The sequence below is a fragment of the Microbispora sp. H10885 genome (genome assembly GCF_014161415.1).
Classification (GTDB): Bacteria; Actinomycetota; Actinomycetes; order Streptosporangiales; family Streptosporangiaceae; genus Microbispora; species Microbispora triticiradicis.
The window spans coordinates 251,681-265,098 of sequence record NZ_JABBWY010000002.1 but is presented as its reverse complement, the minus strand read 5'-3'; the positions used below and the strand labels follow the sequence as shown (position 1 = coordinate 265,098).

General features: G+C 72.6%; 10 protein-coding genes. 5 read left to right on the top strand and 5 right to left on the bottom strand.

Going from position 1 to position 13,418, the window contains the following annotated elements:
- Window positions 1–22: 22 nt before the first annotated feature.
- Together HHX37_RS06230 and HHX37_RS06225 are read right to left on the bottom strand one after the other, a co-directional pair.
- Complete coding sequence (locus HHX37_RS06230) at window positions 23–1,594, bottom strand: hypothetical protein (RefSeq protein ID WP_182884794.1); 1,572 nt, start codon at window positions 1,592–1,594, stop codon at window positions 23–25.
- 74 nt (window positions 1,595–1,668) lie between these two features.
- Window positions 1,669–2,829, bottom strand: coding sequence for a DUF5685 family protein (locus HHX37_RS06225; RefSeq protein WP_182884793.1), 1,161 nt, complete (start codon window positions 2,827–2,829; stop codon window positions 1,669–1,671).
- 110 nt (window positions 2,830–2,939) lie between these two features.
- On the opposite strand from HHX37_RS06225, the gene HHX37_RS06220 reads away from it, so the two are divergent.
- Both HHX37_RS06220 and HHX37_RS06215 read left to right on the top strand, forming a co-directional pair.
- Window positions 2,940–3,704, top strand: coding sequence for an enoyl-CoA hydratase/isomerase family protein (locus HHX37_RS06220; protein WP_310740280.1), 765 nt, complete (start codon window positions 2,940–2,942; stop codon window positions 3,702–3,704).
- 44 nt (window positions 3,705–3,748) lie between these two features.
- Window positions 3,749–4,339 carry a hypothetical protein gene (locus tag HHX37_RS06215; protein WP_138460134.1) on the top strand — a complete coding sequence of 197 codons (591 nt, stop codon included), beginning with the start codon at window positions 3,749–3,751 and terminating at the stop codon, window positions 4,337–4,339.
- Between the two features lie 53 nt (window positions 4,340–4,392).
- Here the strand turns inward: HHX37_RS06215 and glgC are convergent, their stop codons facing one another.
- Window positions 4,393–5,682, bottom strand: coding sequence for a glucose-1-phosphate adenylyltransferase (glgC, locus tag HHX37_RS06210; RefSeq protein ID WP_259402746.1), 1,290 nt, complete (start codon window positions 5,680–5,682; stop codon window positions 4,393–4,395).
- Window positions 5,683–5,753: 71 nt separating this feature from the next.
- Here glgC and glgA point away from each other — a divergent pair, with 71 nt between their 5' ends.
- Window positions 5,754–6,929, top strand: a complete 1,176-nt coding sequence (gene glgA, locus HHX37_RS06205; protein WP_182884791.1) for a glycogen synthase — start codon at window positions 5,754–5,756, stop codon at window positions 6,927–6,929.
- A gap of 7 nt (window positions 6,930–6,936) precedes the next feature.
- Here the strand turns inward: glgA and HHX37_RS06200 are convergent, their stop codons facing one another.
- The gene (locus tag HHX37_RS06200) at window positions 6,937–8,295 is read right to left on the bottom strand and encodes a hypothetical protein (RefSeq protein WP_182884790.1); all 1,359 of its coding nucleotides are present in this window, start codon (window positions 8,293–8,295) and stop codon (window positions 6,937–6,939) included.
- 349 nt (window positions 8,296–8,644) lie between these two features.
- Here HHX37_RS06200 and HHX37_RS06195 point away from each other — a divergent pair, with 349 nt between their 5' ends.
- Entirely contained in the window at window positions 8,645–11,416 is a 2,772-nt protein-coding gene (locus tag HHX37_RS06195; protein WP_396775116.1) for a hypothetical protein, read from the top strand.
- Between the two features lie 50 nt (window positions 11,417–11,466).
- Here the strand turns inward: HHX37_RS06195 and HHX37_RS06190 are convergent, their stop codons facing one another.
- Window positions 11,467–12,534: a zinc-dependent alcohol dehydrogenase family protein gene (locus tag HHX37_RS06190; RefSeq protein WP_138460137.1), complete on the bottom strand. Its 1,068-nt coding sequence runs from the start codon at window positions 12,532–12,534 to the stop codon at window positions 11,467–11,469.
- Between the two features lie 120 nt (window positions 12,535–12,654).
- Here HHX37_RS06190 and pgeF point away from each other — a divergent pair, with 120 nt between their 5' ends.
- Window positions 12,655–13,344, top strand: coding sequence for a peptidoglycan editing factor PgeF (gene pgeF, locus HHX37_RS06185; protein ID WP_111700276.1), 690 nt, complete (start codon window positions 12,655–12,657; stop codon window positions 13,342–13,344).
- The last annotated feature ends 74 nt before the right edge of the window (window positions 13,345–13,418 follow it).

The following is a 13,418-nucleotide window of genomic DNA, read 5'->3' as shown; positions in this document are numbered from 1 at the left end:
CCGGCGAGCGTCCGGGCCGGGGTCAGGGGGCGTGGGAGCCGCGCAGGACGCGGGTGCCGCCGGCGATCAGCGCGGTGGCGAGGATCCATCCCGCCGCGATCAGCCCGTACGCCAGCCACTGGGTCCAGCCGACCGGCTCCCAGGCGCCGCGCTGCTCGAACAGGCTCACCGGGACCAGCAGGTCGAGGGTGTAGACGAAGGCGCTGAAGTGCCGTGACTCGTCCAGCCCGATCTGGTGCGGTTGCCAGCGCGCGAACACGGCCGTGCCGGCCGCGAGGAGCAGCACGGCCCACACACCGGCCAGCCAGGGCCGGTATCCGTACCCGACCAGCCCGTCGAGCAGCCGGCCCCACAGCCGCCCGGGGAACCGCAGTGTCCGGCGCCGCGCCCGCTGCCGGGCCAGCAGCACCCGGCGGGCGTCGGACTCGTGCCCGATCCTGCGGTAGTAGGCGGCCAGCTGCTCGTACGGCTGCGGCCGGTAGCCTCCCGGGTCGCGCCGCAGCCAGGTCAGCCGGTCCGCCAGGGTGGCCGGGCCACGCAGCGACTCGTACGTCAGCCCGTTCAGCCGGACCCCGGCGGGATAGCTCTCCGGCCGGTCGAACAGCACCCCGAAGCGGGAGTAGCCGAGGTTGACCTCTCCCTCGACCGACTTGGGCAGCAGGATCAGCTCGTCGGCCTGCAGGTGGCTCAGATGCAGCGCGCGGCCCGGCGCCCGGACGACGGCGCCGTGGAAGGACAGGACCCCGCCGATGCGCGCGCCGCGCAGCCGTACGGTGCCGTCGGAGGTGAAGCCCGCCCCGAGCTCGGCCGCGGCGGCCTGCAGGTGGTCGGCGTGCACGGCGGGCGTGGCGTCCGCCGCGACTGCGGCCCCTTCGAGGTAGAGGCCGCTGGCGAAGCGGGCGCCGATCAGCCGCAGCCCGCCCGTGGCGCGCAGGTCGCGCAGGAAGGCCCCGCCCTCGACGGCGAGCCCACCGGCCCACAGCGCGACCGACTCCCAGACCCGCGGCTCCTCCGAACCCTCCGGTCCGTTCCAGCGGGACGACTCGGGCGGGGAGGTTCCCGGCTGCCCGCCCCGGTACGGCGCGGCGCCGGGCGTGCCCAGACGCAGGCCGGAGAGCCGGAGCTGCCCGGTGATCCGGGCGTTGTCCAGGCGCACCCCCGCGTGGACGGCCGACCGGTCGAGGTCGAGCAGCCCGTCGACGGTGGCCCGGCTCGCCCGGAAACGGTAGATGTCGCAGTGCCGCAGCCGTACGCCCCGGGTCTTCGCGTCGTTCAGCGAGACGGTTCCCGCGATGTGGCAGTCCAGCAGGTGGATCTTCGCCTCGACCGTCGCGTCGGACAGGTTGAGGTCGCCGACGATCCGGGCGCCGGCGAGGCGGACGCCCGGCACCCAGGCGGAGCCGTCGTCCCGCCTGCTCAGCAGCAGAGCGGTGATCACCTCGGCCCGGACGATCCGGGAGCGGCCCCAGGAGCCGCCCGAGCCCGCGTCCACGTCGCGGCCCTCGCGCAGGTCGACCCAGGCTCCGGTGGGATAGGCCTGCCACAGCCGCCGCTCGGCCGGGGTGAACCGGTGGAAAGGCCGTGATCTTCCCATGCGCCGACCCTATCCCGTACGTGATCGCCGAAGGGCTGCCACGCCCCGCGAGGCGGCGCCTGACGCCGGTGGCGTCAGGCGCCGCAGTCGCAGCAGCAGCCGTCCCCGCAGGAGCACCCGTCGCCACAGCACCCGTCGCCCGAGCAGCAATCGCAGCATCCCGAGCAGTCGGGGCAGTCACAGCCGTCGCAGAAGCAGCGGTCGGTCCACGGCGCCTGCCGGTAGGGGCTCCACGGCGGCCGGTAGAGCCCGCATGTGACGAAGGTCGTCACCCCGGCCACCGCCGTACACGTGATGCCCGGCGACTCCGTGTGCCGCGCGGCGGGCGCCGCGAGGTGGTGCGGGCGGGCGGGACCGTGCGGGCGCGTGGCCGGAGGGGGAGCCCCGAAGGTACGGGTGACGGCGCGGCGGGTCTCGCCGCACAGCAGCGCCTCGACGAGATGGCGCTCCTCCAGGTCGAGGTCGGCCACGGCGAGGCGCAGCCCGTGCAACGCCTCCTCGCACACCCGCCGCGCCTCGTCCGGCGAGGTGCCGGTCGCGTCGAGGGGGTTGAACGCCCCGCGCGCCCGGTCCTCGGCGAGGTCCTCCACCGCGTCGAGCACGTGCGCGAGGCGGCCGAAGAGACGGCCGGCCTCGCGCAGGCTCTCGGCGTTGCCCGGCCGCCCCGCGAGGACGGCCGTGTGCGCGAAGGCCGCCGCCGCGGCGGTCTCGGTGGGCTCGGTGAGGCCGAGCAGCGTACAGCCGGCGGACGCCTCCAGCAGCGCCTGGCGCCCGGCGACCTCGGTCAGGACGGCGGTGTCGAAGCCGATCGCCTCCCCGCCGCGCCGCGCGGCCGAGGTCCAGGAGGCGGCGGCCGCGCGCAGCGGGGCGCCGCGCACGCGCCGGCCGGCGATCCCGTCCCCGTCGGCCGCGTGGTCGCGGATCTTCTCCGCGGCGAGGGCCAGGGAGACCACCGCGGCCAGGCGGGCGCCCCGGTCGGCCGACGGCACCACCTCCGCCGGTCGGAAGCCGCGCAGCGCGCAGGGCCCGGCGGTCCGGCGGCTCGCCCCGGGGCGTACGCCCGTCTGCGCCTCGGTCAGGACGGACAGGACGAGACCGTCGTAGTTGGTGGCGGTCCGGGCCAACTGCCCATGGCGGTCCCTCAGCGTCAGGCACAGGCCGCACAGGTGCGCGCGCCACGCTTCGTGAACCGACGGGCAGGAGTGCCGGGCACACGGCCGGAGGATCCCGAACACCCATACTCCCTGAGATCGCGCGTACGGGGTCGTCCCGTCGCGCGGTGATTATGCCATCAGGGGGCGGACCCCGATGGCAGGCGGAAGGGGGCGACCCGCACAATCGAGGAGTGGACGCTACCGACGGGTACGAACTGGGTCTCGACGAGCATGTGGCCACCCTGACGATCAACCGGCCGGAGAAGCGCAACGCCATGAGCGCCGCGATGTGGCGGGCCCTGCCGGCCATCCTGGCGGACCTGGCGGCGGATCCGAAAGTCCGGGTCCTCATCCTTACCGGGGCAGGCAAAACTTTCTGCTCCGGTGCCGATATTTCGGAAATCAATGAGCTTGGAGATAACGGTGATGACACTGGCCTGACCATCCTCGCGGAACGCGCGTTGAGAGCCTTTCCGAAACCCGTCATCGCGATGATCGAGGGCTACTGCGTCGGCGGCGGATGCCAGCTCGCGCTCGCCTGCGATCTGCGCTTCGCCTCTGCCGAGGCCCGTTTCGGCGTCACCCCCGCCAGGTTCGGGGTCGTCTACCCGTTCAGCTCCACCCGGCGGCTGGCCGAGATCGCCGGACCCGCCACCGCGAAGCTGATGCTCTTCTCCGCCGAGCTCATCGGCGCGGACCAGGCGTTGCGTACCGGCCTCGTGGACGAGGTCTGCCCGTCCGGCGCGCTGCGCGAGCGCGTGTACGGCCTGGCGGCCACCATGGCGGCCCGGTCCCGGCTGACGCTGGCGGCGGCCAAGCGGGTCGTCGACGGCCTGGCGGACGAGGCCGAGGTGCTCGCCTGGCAGCGGGAGGCCCGGGAGAGCGGCGAATTGGCCGAAGGTCTCCAGGCATATCGGGAGGGGCGTTCCCCTGGATTCTCTTGGGATGCAAAATAGGCATAAACGGGACTCGCAGTGGTAATGACCCTGTGAGGTGTGAGATGTCGCAGAATCCATTCGCCAGGTTCGCCCGATGGCTGGGCCTCGACAGGAATCCGCTCCGACGCCGGTGCGACCGGGTCGAAGCGGTGGTCCGGCTTGCCGCGGTGCTGGGCGTCGTGGCCGCGGTCGTGTTCGGCGTGCTGCTGGGCATGCGCGAGTACGGCGACGGGCTGAAGACCGAGGCCCGGCAGGCGCACGACCGATACCAGGTGGTGGCCACGCTTAGCGGTGACGTGGCGACGCCCCGGCTGTCGGTGGCCGGAGCGGCGGTGGGGCACGCCCAGGCCGCCTGGCAGGCTCCCGACGGCACGCCCAGGTCCGGAGTGATCGAGGTCTCGCCGAGCAGGCGGGCCGGCGAGACCGTGCGCATCTGGACCGACGCCACCGGCGTGATCACCCCCCGGCCGCAGGACAGGGAGACCACGGTGGTCGCCGCGATGACCGTCGGCACGGGCGTGCCGCTGGCCGCCGCGGCCTTCCTCGCGCTGCTGGTGACCTGCACCCGCATGGTCAACCAGAGGCGGGCCCGCCGGGCGTGGGAGGCCCAGTGGACCGTCGTCGAGCCCATGTGGCGCATCAACGGCCGCTGAACAGACCCGGCCGGGCTCCGGCCGACCCGCGCGTCAGCGGCCGACGATCTCGTTCAGCGGTCGACGATCTCGTTCTTGCCGATGACCACCACGCCCTCGCGCGTCACCGTGAAGCGCTGGCGGTCGTACTCGGGGTCGAACCCGATGCGCGCGCCGTCGGGGATGACGACGTTCTTGTCGATGATGGCCTTGCGGACGATCGCGCCCCTGCCGACCTTGACGCAGCCCATCAGCACCGAGTCCTCGACGTGCGAGTGGGAGTGCAGGACCACGCCGGGGGAGAGGATCGAGCGCAGCGCCGTGCCACCCGAGACGATGACGCCGGGCGACACCAGCGAGTCCAGCGCGTGCCCCACCCGGTCGCCCTCGTTGTGCACGAACTTGGCCGGGGGCAGCGGGTCGTGGCCCGAGTAGATCGGCCACCGGTCGTTGTAGAGGTTGAAGACCGGCTGGACCGAGACGAGGTCCATGCTGGCCTCGTAGTAGGCGTCGAGCGTCCCCACGTCACGCCAGTAGCCGCGGTCGCGCTCGGTGGACCCGGGCACCTTGTTGTGCGCGAAGTCGTACACCTCGGCGCCGCCGCTCTTCACGAACATCGGGATGATGTTGCCGCCGAGATCGTGCTTGCTGCCGGGGTCGAGCGCGTCCTCGCGCAGCGCCTCGATCAGCGCCTGGGTCCTGAAGACGTAGTTGCCCATCGAGGCGAAGATCTGGTCGGGCGCGTCGGGCAGGCCCACCGCGTCCTTCGGCTTCTCTCGGAACGCCGCGATCCGGCGGCCCGAGGCGTCGGCCTCGATGACCCCGAACTGGTCGGCCAGTTCGATGGGCTGGCGGATCGCGGCCACGGTCACGTCCGCGCCCGAGTCGATGTGCTGCTCGACCATCTGGCGCGGGTCCATGCGGTAGATGTGGTCCGCGCCGAAGACGATCACGTGGTCCGGCAGTTCGTCGTAGATCAGGTTGAGGTTCTGGAACAGCGCGTCGGCCGACCCGGAGAACCAGTGCGGCCCGAGCCGCTGCTGCGCGGGGACCGGCGTGACGTAGTTGCCGAGCATCGACGAGAGCCGCCAGGTGCGGGAGACGTGCCGGTCGAGGCTGTGGTTCTTGTACTGGGTGAGCACCACTATCTGCAGATAGTGGGCGTTCGCCAGGTTCGACAGCACAAAGTCGATGAGGCGGTACATCCCGGCGAAGGGCACGGCGGGCTTGGCCCTGTCCGCGGTAAGCGGCATCAGCCGCTTCCCCTCACCACCCGCCAGCACGATCGCCAGGACCTTCATAGGCAGGACCTTAACCCGCCGAACGCCCAACAAACACCATGCGCACCGGCAAATAGTGAACATTTCGGTCGAGGCCGGGCATCGCATGACCTCCCGGGCGCCGTGCCCGGCGGTGCCCGGCCTAAGCTCCTCGTATGCGTGTCGATCTGCTGAGCCGTGAGTATCCGCCCGAGGTGTACGGCGGCGCCGGAGTCCATGTCGAGTACCTCGCGCGGGAGCTTCGCCGGCTGGCCGACGTCCGGGTGCGGTGTTTCGGCGCGCCGCGCGAGGAGCCGGGCGTCCGGGCGTACGAGGTGCCCGGCGGCCTGACCGGCGCCAACGCCGCCCTCCAGGTGCTCGGCGTGGACGTCGAGATGGCGGCCGGCTGCGAGGGCGCCGACGTCGTGCACAGCCACACCTGGTACGCCAACTTCGCGGGTCACGTCGCGAAGATGCTGTACGGCGTGCCGCACGTGGTCACCACGCACAGCCTGGAGCCGCTGCGCCCGTGGAAGGCCGAGCAGCTGGGTGGCGGCTACACGCTGTCGTCGTGGGCGGAGCGGACCGCGCTGCACGCCGCCGACGCGATCATCGCGGTCTCCGAGGGCATGCGCCGCGACGTGCTGACGGCCTACCCCGACGTCCCCGCGGACCGCGTACAGGTGATCCACAACGGCATCGACACCGAGGAGTACGCGCCCTCGCGCGGCACCGGGGCCCTGCTGCGGCACGGCATCGACCCGGCCGTGCCGTACGTCGTCTTCGTCGGCCGGATCACCCGGCAGAAGGGCCTGGTCCACCTGCTCCACGCGGCCCGGTCGTTCGCCCCCGACGCGCAGATCGTGCTGTGCGCGGGCGCGCCGGACACGCCGGAGATCGCCGAGGAGGTCACCGGGCTGGTCCGCGAGCTGTCGGCCTCCCGCAAGGGCGTGATCTGGATCTCCGAGATGCTGCCCCGGCCCGAGGTGATCGAGATCCTGACCCACGCGGCCGTGTTCGTCTGCCCTTCGGTGTACGAGCCGATGGGCATCGTGAACCTGGAGGCGATGGCGTGCGAGACCGCCGTCGTGGCGACCGCGACGGGCGGCATCCCCGAGGTCGTCGCCGACGGAGAGACGGGCCTGCTCGTCCCCATCGACCAGGGGCGGGACGGCGAGCCGCGCGATCCCGAGGCGTTCGCCGCGGCACTGGCCGAACGGGTGAACGCGCTGCTCGGGGATCCCGGCCGTGCGGCCTCGATGGGCGAGGCCGGTCGCGTGCGCGCGGTCGAGCACTTCTCCTGGGCCCGCATCGCCGAGCGGACCCAGGCCCTCTACGCCGGTCTGGCCTGACCGCCGTCTAGTAGGTGTAGGGCAGGAGGCCGTCCAGCCGGCATCCGTCGGTGGTCTTGCCGTTGTTGCAGTGGTTGAGCTGCAGGCTGTCCAGCAGGTAGGCGAAGGTCTGGCCGGACGGGCTCACCACGGAGAGCCGCGCGGTGGCCGCGCCGCTCGGAGCGACCGCCGAGACGCTGTACTCCTGCCAGTTGGAGTTGAGGGCGTAGGTCGAGCTGTCGCTGTTGGAGATCAGCGCGTTGGAGGAGTTGTACCAGGACAGCCGGAGTTTGATGTTGCCGGAGGTGGCGGTCGTCACCCGGGCGAAGAACTTGTACCGCTGTCCCGCCGTCACCGCCGGCTTGCGGGTGAGCGACAGGACCCCCTCAGACCACGACTGGACGTTCATGGTCAGGGACCGGCGGCCGTCGAAGTACCTGGCCGACACCTGGGCGTCCGACCCCGGTGGGGTGACCTGCATCCAGCCGCCACCGGAGAGGGTGAAGCTCGCCGGGTAGCCGGACGGCGCCACGGACTCGATCCCGCGTTCCTCGGCGGTGAGCAGGTCGTTGCTGTAGCCCACGTCGCAGCAGACGGGCGAGGTGAACCACGGGGTGGTGGCCACGTTCACCGCGAGGCCGTAGTTGGGGAACCTCGCGGTGAGCTCGCTGGGGTCGTAGTAGCTGTTGAACTCCTGGTCCAGATTCCAGTTGTCCCACTGGCTGGACATGACGTCGGAGACGTCGACGGTGTCGGGCACCTCAGTGGCCTTGGCGTGATCCGCGTCGGACAGGTGGACCAGTTCGTGCAGTATGGTGCCGCTGTCCCATTCGTCCGAGGTGGCCACGCAGACCTGGCCGCAGTGCCCCTGCGCCGTACCCTCGCTGAAGTCTTCGAAGACCACGTACCGGCGGTTGGCGTTGTCGTAGCCCGCCGCCGCCAGGTCGTCGGCGACGACGTCGGCGGCGATCTCACTGCCGATCGTCCCGCCCTCGATCTTCTCCGGGATCACCAGGGCATGGGCGTAGCCGGAGTAGGTGCTGGTGTCGTAACCGGTCCGGCAGCTGAAGTTGATGTGCTGGTCGTAGTTGGTCGACTCGTCCACCGACCAGTCCATCCGGTCGACGATCTTGGCGATCTGCTCGACGACGTCGTTGTAGCGGTTCCCGTACCCCTCGTGCCAGGCGTAGATCACCTGAACCGCTGGGATGCTCGCACTGGCGTTGGTGGGGTCGGACAGTGTCGTGGCGCAGCCTCGCTTCGGGACGTTCGCGTCCACCGGCTGGGCGTAGGGGTAGGCGGGCTCGGTGCCGGTGGTGGCGAAGTCGGCGTGCGCCGGCCCCGCCGTCAGAACCACGAGACCCGCCGCGACCACCGCAGACGCCAAGCGACTAAGCCGTGATAACGACAAAGAAGTTCCCTTTCCTGGATGACCGTACGGCGACCCCGGCCACGAGCCGTGGAAGTTATCCGGGAATCGCCCGCCGCGCTTACTGACGCGACTTTCGGTGACTTGTCGATGAGGAGGCCCGGCCCCGGCGGCATGGCCGCTCGGCGGGAACGGGACGTGCCCGACACTAGGGTCGGACGGGGTGTTCAGGTTCGCCCTCGGCGCCTGAACAACTAACAACGAACATCGGCTCTGGTGCTCGCGTATTCACGGAAGGTGAGTTTCGAGGTCTCGCCGCCGCGGTGAAGAATGCCCGGGGGCGATATCGGGGTGGGAAAGGGTGGCGATGCCACGTCAGGAACGCCCGCTGGGCGCCGAGGACACGCCGTTGCTCCGGTTCGCCGGCGACCTGCGGCGATTACGGCAGCAGGCCGGGCAGCCGCCGTACCGCGAGCTGGGCAGGCGGGCCCGCTATTCGGCGGCCGCGCTGTCGGAGGCCGTGGCCGGGCGGAGGCTGCCCAGCCTCGCGGTGACGCTGGCCTTCGTCGCGGCCTGCGACGGCGACGTCGACGCGTGGCGGGACCGGTGGCGGGACCTGGCGGCGTCCGACGCCAAGGTGGACGAGCAGGCGCCGTCGCCGTACGTCGGGCTGGCGGCCTACCAAGTCGAGGACGCCGACCGGTTCTTCGGCCGGGAGGCGCTGACCGAGGCCCTGGTGCGCCTGGTCGACGAGCGGCCGTTCGTCGGCGTCTTCGGCGCGTCCGGCGCCGGCAAGTCGTCGCTGCTGCGCGCCGGGCTGGTCGCCAAGTCCAAGCGCACCGCCCTGGTCCTCACCCCCGGACACGACCCCGTGACGGAGGTGGCGACGGTCGTGGCCGGGCTCGTCGACGAGCCGCTGGCCCCCCTGCGCGAGCAACTCGCCGCCGACCCGCACGCCCTGCGCCGCCGGCTGTCCGAGGTGCCGGGCGAGCTGCTCCTCATCGTCGACCAGTTCGAGGAGGTGTTCACTCTCTGCGCCGACGACGACCGGCCGTGGTTGGTGCGGGCGCTGACGGCCGCGGCCTCTCCGCGCAGCAGGGTGGTGCTGGGCGTGCGCGCCGACTTCTACGGCCACTGCAGCCGCCACCCCGAGCTGGTCGCCGCCCTCTATCGCGCTCAGCTGCTGGTCGGCCCGATGTCGGCCGACGACCTGCGCCGCGCCGTCACCGAGCCGGCGGCGCGAGCGGGTGCCTCCGTGGAGGGCGCCCTGCTCGCCCGGCTGATGTCCGATGTCACCGGGCAGCCGTCGGCGTTGCCGCTGGTGTCGCACGCGCTCGCCGAGACGTGGCGGCGTCGCCGCGGGATGACACTGACCCTGGGCGGGTACGAGGACGTCGGTGGCGTGGAGCACGCCCTGGCACGCACCGCCGAGCAGACCTTCCAGCAGCTCGCGGGCGAGGAACGGGACGCCGCCCGGCTGATGTTCCTGCGCCTGGTCACTCCCGGCGACGGCACCGAGGACACCAAACGGAGGATCCGGCGTGACGAGCTGGCGGAACCGCGCGGCCCGCTCGAGCGGTTCGCCGCGGCTCGGCTGGTCAGCCTCGACGACCACGGCGCCGAACTGGTCCACGAGGCGTTGCTGCGCGCGTGGCCGCGGCTGGCCGCCTGGATCGCCGAGGACCGGGACATTCTCCGGTCGCACCACCGGGTCATCGAGGCGGCCGCGGCCTGGCAGGGGCATGGACGCGACCCCGACCTGCTGTGGCGTGGGGAGCACCTGGCCCTGATCCACCGCCTGCGCGACCGGCTCAACCCGATCGAACACGACTTCCTCGACGCCGGTCTGACGGCTCAGGGGCTCCGCGCGACCGAGCTCCGCCGGCGGCGACGCCGGCTGAGGATGCTCATCGCGGCCCTTTCCGCGCTGGTCGTCCTGCTGGCGGGAGCCGTCGGCCTGGGCGTTACGGCGAAACGCGAAGCCGACCGCCAGAGGAACGACGCCATAGGCCTGCGCGCCGCGGATGCCGCCCGTACCCTCCTGCTCACCAGGCCACGCGATGCGGCGGCGCTCGCCCTGGCCGCCTACCGGATCAGCCCGACGCCTGAGACCCGTGCAGCGCTGATCCTCGCCGATGCCGCAACGGGGGCGAGCATCCTCGGTGAGGGTTACATCGACTCGCCGGGCCGGATCGCCGTCACCACACGGGCCGACGGGTCCGCGGCGCCCCCCGGCTATCGGCTCTGGCGTCGGGACGGCACCGGCTGGCGGCCCGCGGGTGTGCTGCCTGGCGGCTCCTTCTACTACGCCACCAGCGCCGACGGGAGCCACATGATCACCTGGAACGGGACGGCCTCCACGTCTGTCCTGTGGGACGTCTCGGACCCGGACCATCCCCGCGAGATCGCCATTCCCGCCGGCCTCCCGGTGGTGAGAGGCATCACCCGGGACGGCAGCCTGGTGATGGCCGTGGGAACGGACCGTAGGGCCTTGGTGTGGCAGGTCGCCGGCGGAGCGGTCCGCCGGCTCTCGGCCGGCGATGTGGAGGACGCGTCGGTGGCCCCGGACGCTTCGGCGGTGGTGCTGACCCGACGCGTCAGCGGGGCATACGCCGCCGAGCTGTGGAGCCTCGACGGTGTGCGGATCGCGACCCTGATGCGCACTCCGGACGTGGTGTACCCGATCGCCGGTCCCGCCGGCACGGTGGCCGTGCTCGGCAAAACGTCGGGGAACCTGACCCTGCTGAAGGCCACCGGCCCGAGCTCCCCGCGTACGGTGGTCGAAGCCGGCGGCGTGAAGTTTCCCGCCAGGGTCGCCTTCGACCCGCAGGGCCGGATGGCCGCCGTGGTGGACGACGCCTCGATCCGTATGTGGAATCTCGCCTCGGGAGCGGAAGTCATGTCCCTCCGCCTCGAAGGCCTGGACCTCACCAACCCCCGGTTCCTTCCCGAGACCGGCGAACTGCTCCTCACCAGCATCCAGAAAGGCGCGCTGTGGCGGCTGGACCCCGACGTGCCCCGCGTGATCGACGACATCTGCGCCGGCCCGGTGGAACTGGACTGGGATCGCTACCTGCCGGACACGCCGCGGTTCCCGCTGTGCCCGACCACCCCGAGCCCCACCGCCCGGCGACGTTGAACCGCCGGGCGCCCCGCACATCGAGCCATGCACCCAGATAGACAGGCAATCTACGACTCAGGACACCAGGTCGCCCTGGCGGGCTGGGGGAGGATCACCGTCACACCGGCGGACGTCCCGGGCCGGGTCAGCACCTCCGGGGCGTCCTCCAGGCCGATCGTCCGGGTCACGAGCAGGTCGGGGCGGAGCACGCCCTCCGCGATCAGCTCCAGCATCGGGGGATAGGCGTGGGCGGCCATGCCGTGGCTGCCCACGATCTCCAGCTCGTGCGCGATCACCCGGCCCATCGGCAGCGCGGTCTCCCCGGGCAGCAGGCCCACCTGCACGTGGCGGCCCCTCCGGCGCAGGCCCGCGATCGACGCGGCGCACGTCGCGGCGTCGCCCAGGGCGTCGACGGAGACCTCGGCCCCGCCGCCGGTCGCCGCCCTGACCAGGGCCGCCGACTCCTCCGGAGTAGAGCCGCCGCGGAGCTGGACGCACTCGGCCGCGCCGAACCGCCGGGCCAGGTCGAGCGCGGCCGGCGAGACGTCCACGGCGACGACGCGCGCCCCCACGGCGGCGCCGATCATCACGGCGGAGAGCCCGACCCCGCCGCAGCCGTGCACGGCGAGCCACTGGTCGGCCCGCACCCCGCCCTGCTCCACGACGGCCCGGAACGCGGTGGCGAAGCGGCAGCCCAGGCTCGCCGCGGTGGCGAAGGACATGCCCGCGGGCAACGGGACGAGGTTCACGTCGGCGTGGTCGATCGCCACCAGTTCGGCGAACGACCCCCAGTGGGTGAAACCGGGCTGGGTCTGGCGCTCGCACACCTGCTGGTTCCCGCTCAGGCACTCGCGGCAGCTCCCGCAGGCGCAGATGAACGGCACCATCACCCGGTCGCCCGGCCGCCAGCCGGTCACCTCCGGGCCCGCCGCCTCCACCACGCCTGCCAGCTCGTGGCCCGGCACGTGCGGCAGCACGGTGATGTCCGCGTCGTGTCCCATCCACCCGTGCCAGTCGCTGCGGCACATCCCGGTCGCCTCGACCCTGATCACCACGCCGTGCGGCGGCGCGACCGGGTCCGCCACCCGGCGCACCTCGGGCCGCCCGCCGAACTCCTCGTACACAACCGCGCGCAATCCCCGCTCCTTCCGTCGGCCGCAAACGTACTGCCACGTTCCAAGATCCCTACCGGCGCGTCCCCCCGGAGCGGGCGCCGGCCGTACGCTGAAGCCGTGATTGCGATCGACCGGGTCAAGATGGCCTTCACCGACCGGCACGGAGGCGTGAGCACCGGGCCGTACGGCACGCGCAACCTCGGCGGGGCGGTGGGGGACGACCCGGCGGCGGTCGCCGAGAACCGCGCGAAGACCGCCGCCGGGTTCGGGCTGGACCAGGTGGTGTTCATGCGCCAGGTCCACGGGACGGACGTCGCCTACGCGGGCGCGCCGTTCGGGGCGGACCCGCCCGCCCTGGACGGGGTCTTCACCGACCGGCCCGGGCTCGGGCTGGCGGTGCTGGTCGCCGACTGCGCGCCCGTGCTCCTGGCCGACCCGGTGGCCGGCCTGGTGGGCGGCGCGCACTCGGGACGGCCGGGCACCGAGGCGGGGGTGGTGCCCGCCCTGGTCGAGGCGATGGCGGCCGGCGGGGCCGAGCCGGCCCGGATGATCGCGGTGATCGGGCCCTCGGCCTGCGGGCTGTGCTACGAGGTGCCGGAGGACCTGCGCGAGCGGGTGGCCGCCCGGGTGCCCGAGACCTGGTCGCGGACCCGGCGGGGGACGCCCGCGCTCGACATCCGGGCCGGGATCGCGGCCCAGCTCACCCGCGCGGGGGTGGCCGACGTGCGGCACGACGCCCGATGCACGATCGAGACGGCCGATCTCTACTCCTACCGCCGGGAGCGGGTCACCGGCCGCTTCGCCGGATACGTCTGGCTCACCGGCTCCTGACGGCCGTCCGGGCCGGTCGGTCCTGGGCCTGGTCGGTCCTGTGCCTTGGTCGGTCCTGTGCCCGGTCGGTTCTG

What these genes read in the sequence shown, in the direction of transcription:
- HHX37_RS06215 (WP_138460134.1), top strand. Translation starts at nt 3,749, where the DNA reads ATGTCGCAGAATCCATTCGCCAGGTTCGCCCGATGGCTGGGCCTCGAC.
- glgA (WP_182884791.1), top strand. Translation starts at nt 5,754, where the DNA reads ATGCGTGTCGATCTGCTGAGCCGTGAGTATCCGCCCGAGGTGTACGGC.
- glgC (WP_259402746.1), bottom strand. Translation starts at nt 5,682, where the DNA reads ATGTTCACTATTTGCCGGTGCGCATGGTGTTTGTTGGGCGTTCGGCGG.
- pgeF (WP_111700276.1), top strand. Translation starts at nt 12,655, where the DNA reads ATGGCCTTCACCGACCGGCACGGAGGCGTGAGCACCGGGCCGTACGGC.
- HHX37_RS06230 (WP_182884794.1), bottom strand. Translation starts at nt 1,594, where the DNA reads ATGGGAAGATCACGGCCTTTCCACCGGTTCACCCCGGCCGAGCGGCGG.
- HHX37_RS06195 (WP_396775116.1), top strand. Translation starts at nt 8,645, where the DNA reads ATGCCACGTCAGGAACGCCCGCTGGGCGCCGAGGACACGCCGTTGCTC.